The 16,786-nt window shown below is 52.8% G+C and carries 17 protein-coding genes; 2 read left to right on the forward strand and 15 right to left on the reverse strand.

Annotated elements, in window-relative coordinates; genetic code table 11:
• Positions 1-49 precede the first annotated feature (49 nt).
• The 12 genes from HU143_RS03005 to HU143_RS03060 form a co-directional block, all read right to left on the reverse strand.
• Positions 50-442 carry a DoxX family protein gene (locus tag HU143_RS03005; RefSeq protein WP_001592732.1) on the reverse strand — a complete coding sequence of 131 codons (393 nt, stop codon included), beginning with the start codon at positions 440-442 and terminating at the stop codon, positions 50-52.
• A 237-nt stretch (positions 443-679) separates the two neighbouring features.
• Entirely contained in the window at positions 680-979 is a 300-nt protein-coding gene (locus tag HU143_RS03010) for a YqjK-like family protein (RefSeq protein ID WP_000095496.1), read from the reverse strand.
• Positions 976-1,374, reverse strand: a complete 399-nt coding sequence (locus tag HU143_RS03015; RefSeq protein ID WP_023226578.1) for a phage holin family protein — start codon at positions 1,372-1,374, stop codon at positions 976-978. Before HU143_RS03015 ends, HU143_RS03010 begins: the two co-directional genes overlap by 4 nt.
• Before the next feature lie 2 nt (positions 1,375-1,376).
• Entirely contained in the window at positions 1,377-1,682 is a 306-nt protein-coding gene (locus HU143_RS03020; protein WP_000031219.1) for a DUF883 family protein, read from the reverse strand.
• Between the two features lie 41 nt (positions 1,683-1,723).
• Positions 1,724-2,092, reverse strand: a complete 369-nt coding sequence (locus HU143_RS03025) for a DUF1090 domain-containing protein (RefSeq protein ID WP_000877297.1) — start codon at positions 2,090-2,092, stop codon at positions 1,724-1,726.
• A gap of 144 nt (positions 2,093-2,236) precedes the next feature.
• On the reverse strand, positions 2,237-2,620 hold the full coding sequence (mzrA, locus tag HU143_RS03030) for an EnvZ/OmpR regulon moderator MzrA (RefSeq protein ID WP_000917512.1): 384 nt from the start codon (positions 2,618-2,620) through the stop codon (positions 2,237-2,239).
• Between the two features lie 3 nt (positions 2,621-2,623).
• Entirely contained in the window at positions 2,624-3,286 is a 663-nt protein-coding gene (gene yqjA / locus HU143_RS03035; protein WP_000422141.1) for a DedA family general envelope maintenance protein YqjA, read from the reverse strand.
• 449 nt (positions 3,287-3,735) lie between these two features.
• A complete protein-coding gene (sstT, locus tag HU143_RS03040) occupies positions 3,736-4,980 on the reverse strand; it encodes a serine/threonine transporter SstT (RefSeq protein ID WP_000235363.1) in 1,245 nt (414 codons plus the stop codon).
• Between the two features lie 254 nt (positions 4,981-5,234).
• Positions 5,235-6,203: a TerC family protein gene (locus HU143_RS03045; RefSeq protein ID WP_001098833.1), complete on the reverse strand. Its 969-nt coding sequence runs from the start codon at positions 6,201-6,203 to the stop codon at positions 5,235-5,237.
• 269 nt (positions 6,204-6,472) lie between these two features.
• Positions 6,473-7,471, reverse strand: a complete 999-nt coding sequence (locus tag HU143_RS03050) for a Gfo/Idh/MocA family protein (protein WP_023226577.1) — start codon at positions 7,469-7,471, stop codon at positions 6,473-6,475.
• Between the two features lie 87 nt (positions 7,472-7,558).
• Entirely contained in the window at positions 7,559-8,251 is a 693-nt protein-coding gene (locus HU143_RS03055) for a SanA/YdcF family protein (protein ID WP_000951045.1), read from the reverse strand.
• Between the two features lie 151 nt (positions 8,252-8,402).
• Complete coding sequence (locus tag HU143_RS03060; protein ID WP_000202966.1) at positions 8,403-8,900, reverse strand: M48 family metallopeptidase; 498 nt, start codon at positions 8,898-8,900, stop codon at positions 8,403-8,405.
• Positions 8,901-8,985: 85 nt separating this feature from the next.
• Between HU143_RS03060 and rlmG the strand changes: the two genes are divergently transcribed.
• Positions 8,986-10,122 carry a 23S rRNA (guanine(1835)-N(2))-methyltransferase RlmG gene (rlmG, locus tag HU143_RS03065; protein ID WP_023226576.1) on the forward strand — a complete coding sequence of 379 codons (1,137 nt, stop codon included), beginning with the start codon at positions 8,986-8,988 and terminating at the stop codon, positions 10,120-10,122.
• Positions 10,123-10,202: 80 nt separating this feature from the next.
• On the opposite strand, the gene HU143_RS03070 is transcribed toward rlmG, so the two are convergent.
• Together HU143_RS03070 and ygjG are read right to left on the reverse strand one after the other, a co-directional pair.
• Positions 10,203-12,221, reverse strand: coding sequence for an NADPH-dependent 2,4-dienoyl-CoA reductase (locus HU143_RS03070; protein WP_023226575.1), 2,019 nt, complete (start codon positions 12,219-12,221; stop codon positions 10,203-10,205).
• Positions 12,222-12,391: 170 nt separating this feature from the next.
• Positions 12,392-13,771, reverse strand: a complete 1,380-nt coding sequence (gene ygjG, locus HU143_RS03075; RefSeq protein WP_001520281.1) for a putrescine aminotransferase — start codon at positions 13,769-13,771, stop codon at positions 12,392-12,394.
• A 429-nt stretch (positions 13,772-14,200) separates the two neighbouring features.
• Here ygjG and HU143_RS03080 point away from each other — a divergent pair, with 429 nt between their 5' ends.
• Complete coding sequence (locus tag HU143_RS03080; RefSeq protein ID WP_064441647.1) at positions 14,201-15,721, forward strand: PAS domain-containing methyl-accepting chemotaxis protein; 1,521 nt, start codon at positions 14,201-14,203, stop codon at positions 15,719-15,721.
• 303 nt (positions 15,722-16,024) lie between these two features.
• Here HU143_RS03080 and HU143_RS03085 read toward each other — a convergent pair.
• A protein-coding gene (locus HU143_RS03085) for an IS1-like element IS1B family transposase (RefSeq protein ID WP_095033700.1) occupies positions 16,025-16,722 on the reverse strand; the annotation gives its coding sequence in 2 pieces (ribosomal slippage) (positions 16,025-16,473 and positions 16,473-16,722; 699 coding nt in all).
• Between the last annotated feature and the right edge of the window lie 64 nt (positions 16,723-16,786).

Raw genomic sequence — 16,786 nt, forward strand, 5'->3', positions numbered from 1 at the left:
ACAAAAGCGAGGCGCTATTCCCTCGCTTTTTTAATTGAGTATAGATTGCTTACCACTTTTTATTCAGCAGACGGTCAAGGCTGAACGCGCCAGGCCCGGTTAACGCCAGTAATAAGAATCCGCCGGCAATGGTCAGGTTTTTCATAAACATCAGCGAGTTTACACCTTCTGCAAAATTGCTATGGAAGATCAATGCCGTCAGCAACGTAAAACCAGCGGTGAAAAGCGCAGTGGTGCGGGTGAGGAACCCCAGCAGAATCGCCAGACCGCCGCCGAACTCAAGCAGTATGGTGAGCGGCAGCAGGAATCCTGGTACGCCCATCGCTTCCATATACTGTTGTGTGCCCGCATAGCCGCTAATTTTTCCCCATCCTGCAGTAATAAACAGAACTGGCATTAAAATACGCGCTATCAGTACACCAACATCTTCTAATTTTTTCATTTTATTCTCCAGGAGGCCGATTCGGCGGCGGCTGCTATTTTCATGAGCAATGGCGCGGTTTAGCGCGTCATTGTTATCGCTGGAGAGAATCATAAACGTGGCGTGCAGGAATTGTTAGCAAGGAAAATTGCCAAATTTTTTCAAAAAATTTGAGTAATTGCTAAAGAGACGATATGCATAAAAGTATCGCGCCACCAGGTGATAACCTGATGGCGCGATGCTATAAAAGAAAAGATATTAACCGCGGAGTTGTTGTTGACGGAGGGTAGTTTTTACCAGGCGCCAGGCGCTCCAGATACCCAGGCCGCGTTTCGCCCAGCGTACCAACATATTAGGATGGCGGATGGTCCAGATGGCCATTACGCTGCTACCGACCAGCGCCCAGGAGCGCAGGCTTAACACCGTATTCCAGCCGCGATCGTATGCGCCGGTGGTCTCCAGCCAGTCGCGACGGCTGGCGGACAGATCCAGCCGTTGCTGCTGGATCTGACTGAGAAGCAGCGCTTTACGTTTTTCGCGTTCGCCTTTGCTGCTCACGACTGATCGTCCTCCAGAATTTGCCGATCGTTAGCCAGTTCGTGCCGCGTATGGCGCAATAGCGTGGACTGACGCGCTTTGCGCAAAGTCCAGATGCCGCCGATTAGCGCAAGCACTAACAGCACAACAGTGGTAGCGATCATCGCGTTCAAACGGTACTGAGGATCGATAGCCCAGATGACCAGAACCATCAGGCTTATTAAGCCAAACGCCGCGAAGAGCATGGTAAGACCTACCATCAGCAAAAGCTGAAAGAGGTTCGCCTTCTCTTCTTCCAGTTCTACTACCGCCAGTCGCAGCCGGGTTTCCACCATCTCAACGATAATGGTGATAATCCGCTGCCCGATACCCAGTACGCTTTTGCCTGGTCCTTGTGCCTGTCGAGAGTCCGCCATAATTAACGACGCGTCAGCAGTACGCCCAACACCAGACCGACAGCGGCGCCAATGCCTACGCCTGTCCAGGGATTTTCGCGCACATAATCATCGGCGCGGGCGGCGGCGACGCGAGTCTGTTTGGCAATCACATCACCCGTTTCGCCCAGGCGGTAACGGCTCTCTTTCAGCGCGCGCTCGGCTTTGCTACGAATCTTACTCAACTCTTCTTTCGACTTTTCGCCCGAAGAGCTCAGCACTTCTTCAAGCGTATCGGTCAGGGATTTCAACTCAGCGCGCAGATGTTCCGTAGTGTTATCTTTCGACATAGTTTTCTCCAGGTGTGTGAGTATTTACATTCGGCGTTAATTTAGTAGTCTCTGGCCTCAAGTTTTTTTAGCTCATCCTGAGCCTCGGCCAGCTTACGTTCACGTTTATCTATTTTATCCGCATCGCCTTTTGCTTTTGCCTCGGCTAAATCACGTTGGCGTTCGGCTACCTCTTCTTTTTGCTCAGCGATCTTTTTCTGATGCTCGGCGCGTAGCTTGCTGTCAGTACAATTAGCGCGTACTTCGCTGAGCGCCTTGTTCAGACCCTCAATACGGCGCTGATTGTTGTGCTTTTCAGCGTAGCTAATTTCCTTTTGTATATCCTGCTCTTTTTCCTGACAAAGCGAATTAGCGTAGCTACCGGCGCTAAGTGTAAAAAGCGTGATAGCCAAAGCGATGCGGTATTTCATTCCTGAACTTTCCCTTATGTTCGGACCCGTTGTCCGGGGCGGTGATCCCGATAATAACGCGGTGGGTTAAACACCGCTTTATTAATCATAGTCATTAAACAATGAAATCACCAAAGTGAGTGATATGATTCGGATTCCTGGAGATTAGCCAAAGCGGTGTGAGCTTTCCCGTAAGCGGGACAGCCACTGTACCGTTTCGTTGTCATCGTCCTGCTGAGCGACGACATAACCGTGTGGCAGCGTTTGATCAAGCACTGTTTTTGCTGCGGCGCTTTGCGCAGGGGAATCGAAGGTAATGAGCAACATGTCATTTTTAGGCGTAATGCTTTTAAAATGAATGCCGTTCGCATCCAGATGATGCAGAACTGAGAAGCCGTCTGGCATACTGGCGCCCTGGTTAACCGCGCGAATGGCCAGCGTCGACTCTTGCTGACGCAGCGTTGACCACGCCATCATGAGTATGGTCAGCATCAGTAGAAAAGCGCTGATCCAAATGAGTTGTCGGGCAGTTATGCGTGGTTTAAGCATAAGTTATCCCCGGCTCCCATACTTCTTTTTCCACAGCATGACCAGTGAACCCGCCAGGCCAAAAAAGAGCAGCACTACGGGCAGCAGCATCAGGCATGACATTAACTGATCTTCATACTTCATAAAGACGGGCGTTTTGCCCAGCAGATAGCCCAGCGACGTCAGGATAAGCACCCACAACAAGCCGCTCATCCAGTTGAAAAACTGAAAGCGCGCGTTATTCAGGCCGGATATGCCGGCAATGGTGGGCAGCAGCGTTCTGACAAACGCGATAAAACGGCCTATCAGTAATGCCGACAGGCCGTGTTTATGGAAAAGGTGATGGGCGCGTTGATGATAATGTGCGGGGAGATGAGAGAGCCAGTTTTGTACGGTGCGGGTATTCCCCAGCCAGCGGCCCTGAATATAGCTCACCCAGCAACCCAGGCTGGCCGCGACGGTAAGCAGCAAAATGGTTTGTGGAAAACCCATCGCGCCTTTGGCGATCAGCACGCCGACCAGAATCAACAGGCTGTCGCCAGGCAAAAAGGCGGCAGGGAGCAGCCCATTTTCCAGAAACAAAATCATAAATAACACAAAATATAACATGCCAATCATGGAAGGATTGGCCAGTGTTTCAAAGTCCTGAGCCCACAGGGCATTCAGCAATTGAGTCAGTAGTTCCATTCAGTATTCCTGGAGAATCGGTTAACGTCACGCCGGTGATCTGAGGTTTGCACTGCCGCAACAGAGTTGGAGTTTTTATCAGCGTTGCGGAAACGGCAAATTCGCGGCCTGAACTATTCCTTGTTAAGTTGTGAAGTAAGCAAGCACTAACACACAAAAATTCAAAATGCATCTAATTGTAACAAAGGTCAACGAAGTCCGTTATAGAAATTACGCGTCGTTGAGCTTTGATTTTGCTTATCGCAAGGGAGGGTGGCGAGAGGATTTACACAGGCTGACACTTTATACTTTACGCTGACCGAGCGCCGCGGCAGACGCCATCTACATATAACGTTACGCGAGGATGTTGCGCGTGAACATCAATTCGCTTTCCATCACAGCCTATGGATTGGGAGATTCAGATTTATCGTTACGCCGGATGGCATACGCCATCCGGCATCGATAATCACTTAGCTACGCAAGGCGTTATTCGCCAGACGTTCGTCCTCTGCCTGGCAGGCTGCCGCAGTGAACAGAACATCGGTAGATGAGTTCAGCGCCGTTTCACACGAATCCTGCAATACGCCGATAATAAAGCCGACCGCCACTACCTGCATCGCGATATCGTTCGGGATGCCAAACATGTTGCACGCCAGCGGGATCAGCAGCAATGAACCGCCTGCCACGCCGGAGGCGCCGCAAGCACACAGCGAGGCCACCACGCTCAGCAGCAGCGCTGTAGGCAGATCCACCGGGACGCCTAACGTATGGACTGCCGCCAACGTCAGAACCGTAATGGTAATTGCCGCGCCGGCCATATTGATGGTGGCACCCAGCGGAATGGAAACGGAGTAAGTATCCCTGTCCAGATTCAGTTTTTCGCACAGCGCCATATTCACTGGAATATTGGCGGCAGAACTGCGGGTAAAGAAGGCATAAACACCGCTTTCACGCAGGCAGGCGAACACCAGCGGATAAGGGTTGCGACGAATTTTCCAGAATACCAACAGCGGGTTGACCACCAGCGCGACCAGCAGCATACAGCCAATCAAGACGACCAGCAGGTGCGCATAGCCCCACAGGGTGGAGAAGCCGGTGGTTGCAAGCGTTGATGAAACCAGACCAAAAATACCGACTGGCGCGAAACGGATCACCAGTTTCACCATAAAGGTCACGGCGTTAGACATATCGTTCACGAGGTTTTTGGTGGTTTCATTGCCATGACGCAGGGCAAATCCCAGACCGACGGCCCACACCAGAATCCCGATATAGTTAGCGTTCAGCAGCGCGTCGATGGGGTTCGACACCATGCTCATCAACAGACCGCGCAGGACTTCTACAATGCCGGACGGCGGCACGATATCCTGGGCGCTACTGGACAGATGCAGCGTTGAAGGGAAGGCGAAGCTGAACACAACGGCCGCCAGCGCGGCTGAAAAGGTGCCTAGCAGGTAAAGAAAGAGAATAGGGCGAATATTGGTTTTTTGACCGTGCTGGTGGTTGGCGATCGAGGCCATTACCAGCATCAGCACCAGAACGGGGGCGACCGCTTTTAAGGCGCCGACGAACAGGGTGCCAAGCAAGCCAACCGCTTCCGCCGCAGGCTTAGAAATCCATGCCAGTAAAATCCCCAGTACCAGACCCACTAAAATTTGTTTAACCAGACTGCCTTGCGCTAAACGCTGCAGTAGCCCTGATGCTCGTTGCGTAGCCATTTCATATTCCTTGTATTGTGTTGCTGGTCATCCCCTGCACGCTCTTACGGCGCATCTTTCAGGATGTAACAAAGTGTTTGCCTGGTTGAGTATAAGGAAAGTTGAAGGTTCGGGAAGCGAAATATCCTGGATTTTTTGCTGTGATCATGTTTTATAACTTTACATTAACAGTATTGTGACATGTTAAACAAAAACGCCCGACAGGTGTGCGCTGCCGGGCGTTTTTGACGGGGCAGGTTTACCCCGATAAAAGATTATTGCGCTCGTAGTTTCTTATCGCGCTGATGGTTAACCCAGGCGTTAATCACCAGCGTAATGGTCAGAATGCCAAACACTACGCCCAGCGAAATCGCGATAGGAATATGGTAGAAGTCGACGATCAGCATCTTAATGCCGATAAAGACCAGAATGACCGCCAGACCATATTTCAGCATCGAGAAGCGTTCCGCCACGCCGGACAGCAGGAAGTACATCGCGCGCAGTCCTAAGATGGCAAACAGGTTAGAGGTCAGTACGATGAACGGGTCGGTGGTGACCGCAAAGATCGCCGGAATACTGTCAACGGCGAAGATCACATCGCTGAACTCAACCATAATCAGCACCAGCAGCAGCGGCGTGGCATACAGCAGGCCGTTTTTACGTACGAAAAAGTGCTCGTTCTCGATCGTATCAGTCATGCGCAGATGCCCGCGCAGCCAACGCACCATCGGTTTTTCGCCAATGCCGGATTCGTCTTCCTTCGCCAGCGCCATTTTTACGCCGGTAAACAGCAGGAAGGCGCCGAACACATACAGCAGCCATTCGAACTGAGTGATAAGCCAGGTACCGGCGAAAATCATGATAGTACGCAACACGATCGCGCCAAGAACCCCATACACCAGCACCCGGCGTTGCAGAGCCGGAGGGACGGAGAAATAGCTAAACAGCATCAGCCAGACAAAGACGTTATCTACGGCCAGCGACTTTTCAATCAGATAGCCGGTAAGGAACGCTAATGCCTGCGGGTCAGCAACTTCGCGCCCTTGCGTTTCAGCCAGATACCACCAGAAAGCGGCGTTAAACAGTAGCGAGAGCGTTACCCACAGGATTGACCATCCTGCCGCTTGTTTCATCGACATAGCATGTGCGCCACGGCGTCCCTGCAACAACAGGTCGATGGATAGCATTATCACCACAACAACCGCGAATCCACCCCATAATAATGGCGTACCAACAGTATTCATTATTTCTCCCCATGCAAAAAAAAACGGCTAACGCCGAATGGCATTAGCCGCTGCTTTTATGCATAGACCTTGCCATTCGGCAAGGTCTCACTTACAACAATAAAGGAATACGCTGACGCATTCCTTTATGGCTGCCCGGTGACCGGATGTGGTTTTGCACACATCGTAATGACGATCGACCGGCAATGAAGTTACTCCCCTTTGCGCGTAACAAAGTATGACAGGCCACGCGTAGAGTCAATGACCTGTAACATATGATTTACATAATTTTACGCAGTAAGGGGATGGGTCAGATCGTCCGCCGGGAAGATGACCCCGGTTTGACGGCGTATTTCTGTCAGCCATTTTGCCGTGGCGCGACTTAGCGACAACCCCGGATGTTCCACGGCGTGGTTTTCAATAAGCTGGGCAAACGCCCCGGCTTCATACAGCATGGTATTAATATGCTGAGGCTGGGTCAGATCCTGCATCAGCGCGCCGCGCGGCGCAAAACACACTTTCTGGCATTCCGACAGCTTTTCAATGACCAGCGATCCCCTCTCGCCCTGAATTTCACTGGCCAGTACCGAGTCGCTGACTTTGGAATGCTGTAGCGTGACGCTAAAATCGCCGTAATCCATAACCACGACGCCGTGCGCATCTACTCCGCTTTCCAATAAATTCGCCGACGCCTGAACGCTGCGCGGCTCGCCCCATAGCGCGATCGCCGACGCCAGACAGTAATACCCGATATCCATAATCGAACCATTGGAGAAGGCCGGATTAAACGTATTCGGATTTTCACCGTTCAGATAGCGCTGATAACGTGAAGAGTACTGGCAGTAATTTAGTAATGCTTTATGCATTCTGCCGATTTTCGGCAACGATTCCCGCAGCAGCAGGAAATTGGGCAGGCAGGCGGTTTTAAAGGCTTCAAACAGTACCCGCTGATTATCGCGCGCGCAGGCGATAGCGGCATCAACCTCCGCCAGGTTAGAAGCCAGCGGCTTTTCGCACATGACATGTTTTTTATGCCGCAAAAAGCGCTGCGTCTGGGAGAAATGCAGGGAATTCGGGCTGGCGATATAAACCGCCTCAATCGCGTCGCTTTGCGCCATCGCTTCCAGCGAGGTAAACAGATGCTCGACGGGATAATCATTTGCGAAAGACTGCGCCTGTTCAAGACTACGGGAGTAAACGGCGGCGAGCCTGAATTTGCCGGTTTCATGGGCGGCGTCGACAAACTGGCGCGTGATCCAGTTAGTCCCAATTACAGCGAAACGTATCATAAACGTCAGCGGACTCCAGAAAGGGATTTTCGTCAATGTAGCACGCCTTTCCGCCCTTGCCAGTGCGCTGCGACGCACTCTGGCATTTTACTGGCGAGAAGGGCACCCGTGTGCGCTATCAGCCCCAATAGTGACGCCAGCGCCCAGATATTTAGGCTGACGGTGCAAAATTTTGGCATCCAGCACCGCGCTAACCCGCGCCAGCTTTTCCCGAAGTCGTGTGTAGGTTCCGTGCCTTTTATTCAGATCCGGCGCGTTAACGCCGATAGCGTCAATGCCATATTGTTGCGCCAGCCAGATCGCCCGTTGATTATGAAATGCTTGCGAGATAATCGTAATGCGGCTTTCGCCAAACACTTTCCGGGCGCGAACCACGGAGTCCAGCGTGGAGAATCCGGCATAATCACAAAAAATGGCCGCTTCCGGCACACCTTTCGCTATCAGCGCCTGCTGCATCGCCGAAGGTTCATCGTACTCTTTTTTGCCGTTATCGCCGCTGACTAACAGCCACTTCACTTTACCGGCGTGATACAACGCGGCGGCAGTATTAATCCGCCGGGTAAAATACCGATTGCCGGGTTTAGCGCCTAACACCAGCCCGACGTTGCGGGCGGGAACGGTCTGAATGTCATTCCATGTCAGATGCTGTGAGGCGTTGACGATAAGCCAGTTAGAATAGAAAAGCGCGACGCCTGCCGCGACAAGCAGAAAACACGCCACTGTTAACGCCCGGCGTGTAAAACAGAGGCGGCGGATAAAACGGGCACATTGTGAGAGCATGGTTGTTGCACGGTTCCGTTGGCGGTGGATAAAAAATACCCTCTACAGATCGTCATCCTTGACGTGGCGGCAGGCAATGAGCGAAATGTGAACGCGCCGATTTTATGCCCACGCCGTTAAAAAGATACGGGGGAAGGGGCATTTTCAGAATTTATTGTGCCGACAGCGCCTGATGCGTCAGCCACAGTCGCGTATCAAACTCCAGTTGATGGTACTGCGGCTCCATATGGCAGCAGAGCTGATAAAACGCTTTGTTATGATCTTTCTCTTTCAGGTGTGCCAGTTCGTGAACCACAATCATCCGTAAGAATGGCTCCGGGGCGTTGCGAAACACGGTGGCGACGCGGATCTCCGCCTTTGCCTTGAGCTTGCCGCCCTGAACGCGCGAGACAGCGGTATGCAGTCCCAGCGCATTTTTCAGCACATGGATCTTGCTGTCATACATCACTTTATTGATGGGCGGCGCATTGCGCAGAAACTGACTTTTCAGTTCCTGAGTATAGTGATATAGCGCTTTGTCAGTAGCGTAATCATGCGCGCCGGGATAACGTTTTTCCAGCACCGCCCCCAGGCGCTGCTCGGCGATTAAGGCGCGCACCTGGGCAAGGAGATGTTCCGGATACCCCTGAAGGTAAGTTAGTGAGGTCATCAAAGCTCCATGTTGCTGATAAAAAGTGTATACTCACGCACCCTTTTCAGGGATAACGCCGCAATTTTACCATTCAGGAGGCCTAATGAGCCACGTAGACGACGGTTTCCGTTCACTGACGCTGAAACGTTTTCCGCAAACGGATGATGTTAACCCGCTTCTGGCGTGGGAGGCGGCCGATGAGTATCTGCTGCAACAGTTGGATGAGACGGAAATTCGCGGCCCGGTGCTGATCCTGAATGATACGTTTGGCGCGCTAAGCTGTGCTCTGGCGGAGCATTCGCCATACAGTATTGGCGATTCATATTTAAGCGAACTGGGTACGCGAGAGAATTTACGCCATAACGCCATCGCGGAGTCCAGCGTAACGTTTCTCGACAGTACCGCTGACTACCCGCAGGCGCCGGGCGTGGTATTGATTAAAGTACCGAAAACACTGGCGTTGCTGGAACAGCAGTTACGCGCTTTGCGTAAGGTCGTTACGGCGCAAACGCGTATTATCGCCGGCGCGAAAGCGCGTGATATTCATACCTCTACGCTGGAACTGTTTGAAAAAGTACTGGGCCCAACCACGACGACGCTGGCGTGGAAGAAAGCGCGCCTGATTAACTGTACCTTCAGTCATCCGCAACTGGCCGACGCGCCGCAAACGCTAAGCTGGAAACTGGAAGATACATGCTGGACGATTCACAACCACGCGAATGTGTTTTCTCGTACCGGATTGGATATCGGCGCGCGCTTCTTTATGCAGCATTTGCCGGAAAACCTCGACGGGGAGATTGTCGATCTCGGTTGCGGCAATGGGGTGATTGGCCTGAGCTTACTGGCGAAAAATCCGCAGGCGAACGTGGTATTTGTCGATGAATCGCCGATGGCGGTAGATTCCAGCCGTTTGAATGTAGAAACGAACCTGCCGGAAGCATTCGAACGCTGCGAATTTATGATCAACAACGCGCTCTCCGGCGTGGAGCCGTTCCGTTTTAACGCGGTGTTCTGCAATCCGCCGTTCCACCAGAAACATGCGCTGACGGACAATATCGCCTGGGAGATGTTCCATCACGCCCGCCGCTGCCTGAAAATCAACGGCGAACTGTATATTGTGGCGAACCGCCATCTGGACTATTTCCACAAGCTGAAGAAGATTTTCGGTAATTGTGCGACGGTAGCAACCAACAATAAATTTGTTATTCTGAAAGCGGTGAAGCAGGGGCGCCGTCGATAAGGCGCTCAAGCGTCATACCGGCCTATAAAACCGGTATGACGGCGTAAGCCCGATAAGCGCAGCGCCATCAGGCAAAGTCGTTAAATCTCCAGCGCCAGTCGGGTGCCCTGGGCAATCGCCCGTCGGGCATCCAGCTCCATCGCGACATCGCATCCGCCGATAAGATGTACCGTTTTACCTGCGGCGCGTAACGGGTCCGCCAGTTCACGGCGGGGTTCTTGTCCGGCGCAGATCACCACATGATCCACTTCCAGCAACTGCGGTTCGCCGCCGATCAAGAGATGTAATCCGTCGTCGTCGATCTTCTGGTAACTGACTGCCGGGATCATCTTCACGCCGCGCGCCAGTAACGTCGCGCGATGGATCCAGCCGGTGGTTTTACCTAATCCTTCGCCCGGCTTGCTGGCTTTACGTTGCAGCATGACGATTTGCCGTGGACTACGTGCCAGGCGTGGGCCTTCCGGGCGCAGACCGCCTGCCTGTTGCAGGCTGGTATCAATTCCCCATTCCGTACAAAATTCAGCAATATTTTGGCTGGTGGATTCGCCGTGCTGGCTCAGATACATGGCCGTGTCAAAACCGATCCCGCCGCAGCCGATGATCGCCACTCGTTTACCAACCGGCGCCTTATCGCGCAATACCTCCAGGTAGGTCAATGCCTTTGGATGATCGATACCGTCTATCGGCGGGCGTCGCGGTACTATTCCGCAGGCGAGGATCGCTTCGTCAAACGGCTGAAGATCCTCTGCGTTCACCCGTTGGTTCAGTTTCAGCGTAACGCCAGTAATATCGATCATTCGACGGTAGTAGCGCAGCGTTTCGTAAAACTCCTCTTTACCCGGGATCTGCCTGGCGATAGTAAACTGACCGCCAATTTCACTCTGGGCGTCAAACAGCGTGACATGATGGCCGCGCGACGCGGCGTTAATCGCGAAAGCCAGCCCCGCAGGGCCTGCGCCGACAACGGCCAGATTCTTTTTGCGTATGGCCGGCGTTATCGGCATGTGGGTTTCGTGACAGGCGCGCGGGTTCACCAGACAGGAGGTCACTTTGCCAATGAAGATCCGATCCAGACAGGCCTGATTACAGCCGATACAGGTGTTGATCTCATCTGCGCGTCCGGATTGCGCTTTAGTCAGGAATTCGGCATCGGCAAGGAAGGGACGCGCCATCGACACCATATCGGCATCGCCGCGCGTCAGGATCGTCTCGGCGACCTGCGGATCGTTAATGCGATTAGTCGCGATCAGCGGAACCGACACATGACCTTTGAGTTTCCGCGTCACCCAGCTAAAGGCGCCACGCGGTACTGGCGTGGCGATGGTCGGGATTCGCGCCTCATGCCAGCCAATGCCGGTATTAATTAGGCTTGCGCCTGCGGCTTCAATGGCTTGCGCCAGTTGTACCGTTTCGTCGAACGTGCCGCCATTTTCCACCAGATCGAGCATCGACAGGCGATAGATAATAATAAAGTCGTTCCCTACCCGCTGGCGTACCGCGCGTACTACCTCAACCGCGAAGCGCATACGGCTGGTATAGTCGCCGCCCCATTCGTCATCGCGATGGTTAGTTCGCCGCGTGAGAAATTCATTAATCAGATAACCCTCTGATCCCATCACCTCTACGCCGTCGTAGCCTGCTTCCCGCGCCAGTTGCGCGCAATGCGCGAAGTCGTCGATTAACTGCAAGATTTCATCATGCGTCAGTTCATGCGGCATAAAGCGGTTGATTGGCGCCTGAATTGCCGACGGCGCGACCAGGTGCGGCTGATAGCTGTAACGCCCGGTGTGCAGAATTTGCAGCGCGATTTTACCGCCTTCCGCATGTACGGCATCGGTCACCACGCGGTGAGGCGTTAATTGGCTGGCATCGTTCAGCATCGCGCCGCCGGTCATCACGACCCCGGAGGGAACGGGCGCAATACCGCCGGTGACGATTAACGCTACGCCGTGTCGCGCGCGCTCGGCATAAAATGCCGCCAGGCGCTCAGCGCCATCAGGATGTTCTTCCAGACCCGTGTGCATCGATCCCATCAGCACGCGGTTTCTGAGAGTAGTAAAGCCCAGATCGAGCGGGGCGAACAGCGACGGGTAGCTCATAAGCGTATCCAGTATGTAAAATTATTGTTATGTGGTCGGATGAGTTACTACTGTAGCCGTCGCGAGGTAAAAGGGAAAAGGGGAATGTGGTGATTGTGATGGGATTCAAAAAAGAGGCCGCGACCCGGGGAAAACAGGCCGGATAAGCATAGCGCCATCCGGCATCGTGTTTAAACCTCTTCAACGCTCACCTGCATCGCCGCCAGCGCATTACGCGCTGATTTCAATACCTGTTCGCACAGTTCAATGGTTAGCGTGAGCGGTGGCTCAATACGAATTGTTTTCGCATTATTCAGCGTACCAGCGACCAGCACGCGTTGACGGAACATCTCACTGGCAAAACGGTAGCCCGTTTCGTTATCGACAAATTCAATGGCCATCAACATACCTTTGCCGCGCGCATCGTGTACCAGATTGGGATATTCACGCGCAAGTTGTCGAAAACCATCCAGGAGCGTATCGCCTTTTTGTTCCGCCTGGGCCGGGAGATTTTGCTCCAGCAGGACGTTAATGGTCGCCAGCGCGGCAGCACAAGCCAGCGGATTACCGCCAAAAGTGGTGGTATGCAGGAAGGGGTTGTCGAACAGAACCGAAAACACCTCTTCAGTCGCGATGGTGGCGCCAATCGGCATCACGCCGCCGCCCAGGGCTTTCGCCAGACACAGAATATCAGGCTGCACATTTTCGTGCTCACAGGCAAACATCTTGCCGGTACGCCCCATGCCGGTTTGTACTTCATCCAGAATCATCAGCGCGCCGAATTCGTCACAGAGCTTACGTACCTCTGTCAGGTATCCCTGCGGCGGCAGGATCACGCCGCCTTCACCCTGAATAGGCTCCAGAATCACGGCTGCTATCTCGTCGCCCGTTTTTTTGCCTTCGCTAAATGCCATGCTCATCGCGTCAATATTGCCAAACGGCACATGGCGGAAGCCCGGCAGTAAAGGCATAAAGGGTCTGCGGAAGGTGGATTTGGCCGTGGCGGAGAGCGCGCCCAATGATTTGCCGTGAAATGCGCCGCTGGTGGCGATAAAGGTAAACTTGCCGCGCGGCGACTGATACGCTTTTGCCAGTTTTAGCGCCGCTTCGACGGATTCGGTGCCGCTGTTACAGAAAAAGCTGTACTTGAGTTTCCCCGGTGTCAGCGCCGCCAGCGTTTTTGCCAGCATCGCCCGCAAGGGATCAAGTAACTCCTGGCTGTGGAGAGGTTGTTTTGCGAGTTGATTCTGGACGGCGGATACCACAACAGGATTACGGTGCCCCACGTTAAAGATGCCAAACCCCCCAAGACAGTCGATAAACTCCTGCCCCTGGGTGTCGACAAGCGTATTCAAACTGCCCGCTTGCCACTCTACGGCTCCGTAATCCCCGCCAGCGGTAACAGATTTCCGGTATTCCAGAAATCCTGGATTTACATGCTCTTTAAAGTAGTCAATGACCTCTCGGTTTAGTGCTTTCATTTCCTCATGGTTTAGCGTTCGCTTCTCGATGAGATTCAGTGCGTGCGCGCTACAGGCCAAAGCCGATGCGCTGGAAGGTAACCTGTTCAAAATGAGCTCCAGAGGGCCGTGTATCACATGATACTGAATTAAGTATTGCAGGGATTAGCGGGGGTCTAAGCCCATAGTGAAAATCGGGATAAACACCAGGAATAATCACATTTACACAACATTTAATGTCATACGTTAACAATTGGATGCATTTTGAGCAGATCTTGTTTTACGGTTTACGGTGTGTTGCGTTAGCGGCGGCGTGAGAAAAAGGTGAGCCAGGGCAGATTTTAAAGAAAAAGGTTGTCCACGCTAAACAATTTCATAATGAAAATAAGGCGCAGGATGAGGTGAAAATCGTACAAATATTAAGGATTAATCGCAAATTGCGATCCAGAGCAATTTTAACAACTAAAGATAAATAGATTAGCGCCGAAATAACATCTGAGCGAAAAATTAACATCCAGATAACCTGCACAGGACGCTATCATGTCTTCTCATCCCTACGTCAGCCAGCTAAATACCCCGCTGGATGATGATACCACTCTGATGTCTACGACCGACCTGGAAAGCTATATCACTCACGCCAATGACACTTTTGTCCAGGTGAGCGGCTATCAGTTAAACGAGTTACTGGCGCAGCCACATAATCTGGTGCGTCATCCGGATATGCCGAAAGCTGCCTTCGCAGATATGTGGTATACCCTAAAACAGGGCGAACCGTGGAGCGGCATTGTGAAAAACCGGCGTAAAAACGGCGACCATTATTGGGTGCGGGCCAACGCGGTACCGATGATACGTGAAGGGCGTGTGACGGGATATATGTCGATCCGTACCCGCGCCACGGATGATGAGATTGCCGCCGTCGAGCCTTTATATCAGGCGCTAAATGAAGGGCGGTGTAGTAAACGTATTCATAAAGGCCTGGTGGTTCGTCAGGGCTTGCTGGGCAAACTGCCCGCTATGCCTGTTCGCTGGCGAGTGCGTAGTATTATGGGGCTAATGGCCGTAATGCTGGCGTTGGCGCTGTTCGGTACGGATGCCTCATGGCAGGCGTTGTTGTTGGGCGCGTTGGCGATGCTGGCAGGTACGGCGCTATTTGAATGGCAAATTGTGCGTCCCATTGAAAATGTGGCGACGCAGGCGCTGAAAGTGGCGACCGGCGAACGCAACAGCGTACAACACCTTAATCGTAGCGATGAGTTGGGGCTGACGCTGAGGGCCGTGGGGCAGCTTGGCTTGATGTGCCGCTGGCTGATCAATGACGTATCAAGTCAGGTTTCCAGCGTCAGAAACGGCAGTGAAAGGCTGGCGAAGGGTAACAATGATCTGAACGAACACACCCGTCAGACCGTGGAGAATGTTCAGGAAACGGTAACGACCATGAACCAGATGGCGGAGTCTGTGAAGCTCAATTCCGAGACGGCTTCCGCTGCGGATAAGCTTTCCATGGCGGCCAGTAGCGCGGCGACTCAGGGAGGCAAGGCGATGGATACGGTGATTAAAACGATGGATGATATCGCTCACAGTACGCAACGTATCGGGACGATCACCACGCTAATTAACGATATCGCTTTTCAGACGAATATCCTGGCGCTGAATGCGGCGGTAGAAGCGGCGAGAGCGGGCGAGCAGGGGAAAGGGTTTGCCGTGGTTGCTGGCGAGGTACGCCATCTTGCCAGCCGCAGCGCTAATGCGGCGAACGATATTCGTAAATTAATTGACGCCAGCGCAACAAAGGTGCAGTCAGGCTCCGAGCAGGTTCACGCCGCAGGCCGTACCATGGATGACATTGTAGCCCAGGTGCAAAATGTCACCCTGCTTATCGCACGGATCAGCCAGTCGACGCAGGAACAGACAGATGGGCTTTCCAGCCTGACTCGCGCCGTGGACGAGTTGAACCGCATAACCCAGAAGAATGCGGCGCTGGTGGAAGAGAGCGCACAAGTCTCCGCGATGGTAAAACACCGTGCCAGCCGGCTGGAGGATGCGGTCACGGTACTGCATTAAGTTTATTTGTAGGTCGCAACGGTAATGACATCCGCCCGGTAGCAACAAGCTTACCGGGCGGATGTGCTCTGATAGAAGGCGGTGTCTGCCATCATAGAGAGTACCAGTGGCCTGTGATGTTAAAAATAATGTGATATTTATTCCTTCTCCCTTATCTACCTATTAATAGGTATAAACTCAGTTAATAAATAAGAAATGGTTAACCTTTTAGCGTATTTCTTTCATTATTAGTGCCAATTTATGTCACTTTTGGTTCATCTTTCTGTGAACAATAAATATTACTTACTAGGTAATGACTCCAACTTATTGATAGTGTTTTATGTTCAGATAATGCCCGATGACTTTGTCATGCAGCTCCACCGATTTTGAGAACGACAGCGACTTCCGTCCCAGCCGTGCCAGGTGCTGCCTCAGATTCAGGTTATGCCGCTCAATTCGCTGCGTATATCGCTTGCTGATTACGTGCAGCTTTCCCTTCAGGCGGGATTCATACAGCGGCCAGCCATCCGTCATCCATATCACCACGTCAAAGGGTGACAGCAGGCTCATAAGACGCCCCAGCGTCGCCATAGTGCGTTCACCGAATACGTGCGCAACAACCGTCTTCCGGAGCCTGTCATACGCGTAAAACAGCCAGCGCTGGCGCGATTTAGCCCCGACGTATCCCCACTGTTCGTCCATTTCCGCGCAGACGATGACGTCACTGCCCGGCTGTATGCGCGAGGTTACCGACTGCGGCCTGAGTTTTTTAAATGGCGGAAAATCGTGTTGAGGCCAACGCCCATAATGCGGGCGGTTGCCCGGCATCCAACGCCATTCATGGCCATATCAATGATTTTCTGGTGCGTACCGGGTTGAGAAGCGGTGTAAGTGAACTGCAGTTGCCATGTTTTACGGCAGTGAGAGCAGAGATAGCGCTGATGTCCGGCGGTGCTTTTGCCGTTACGCACCACCCCGTCAGTAGCTGAACAGGAGGGACAGCTGATAGAAACAGAAGCCACTGGAGCACCTCAAAAACACCATCATACACTAAATCAGTAAGTTGGCAGCATCACCTACTTACTA

The sequence above is a fragment of the Salmonella sp. SJTUF14076 genome, assembly GCF_015534835.1.
Taxonomy (GTDB): domain Bacteria; phylum Pseudomonadota; class Gammaproteobacteria; order Enterobacterales; family Enterobacteriaceae; genus Salmonella; species Salmonella enterica.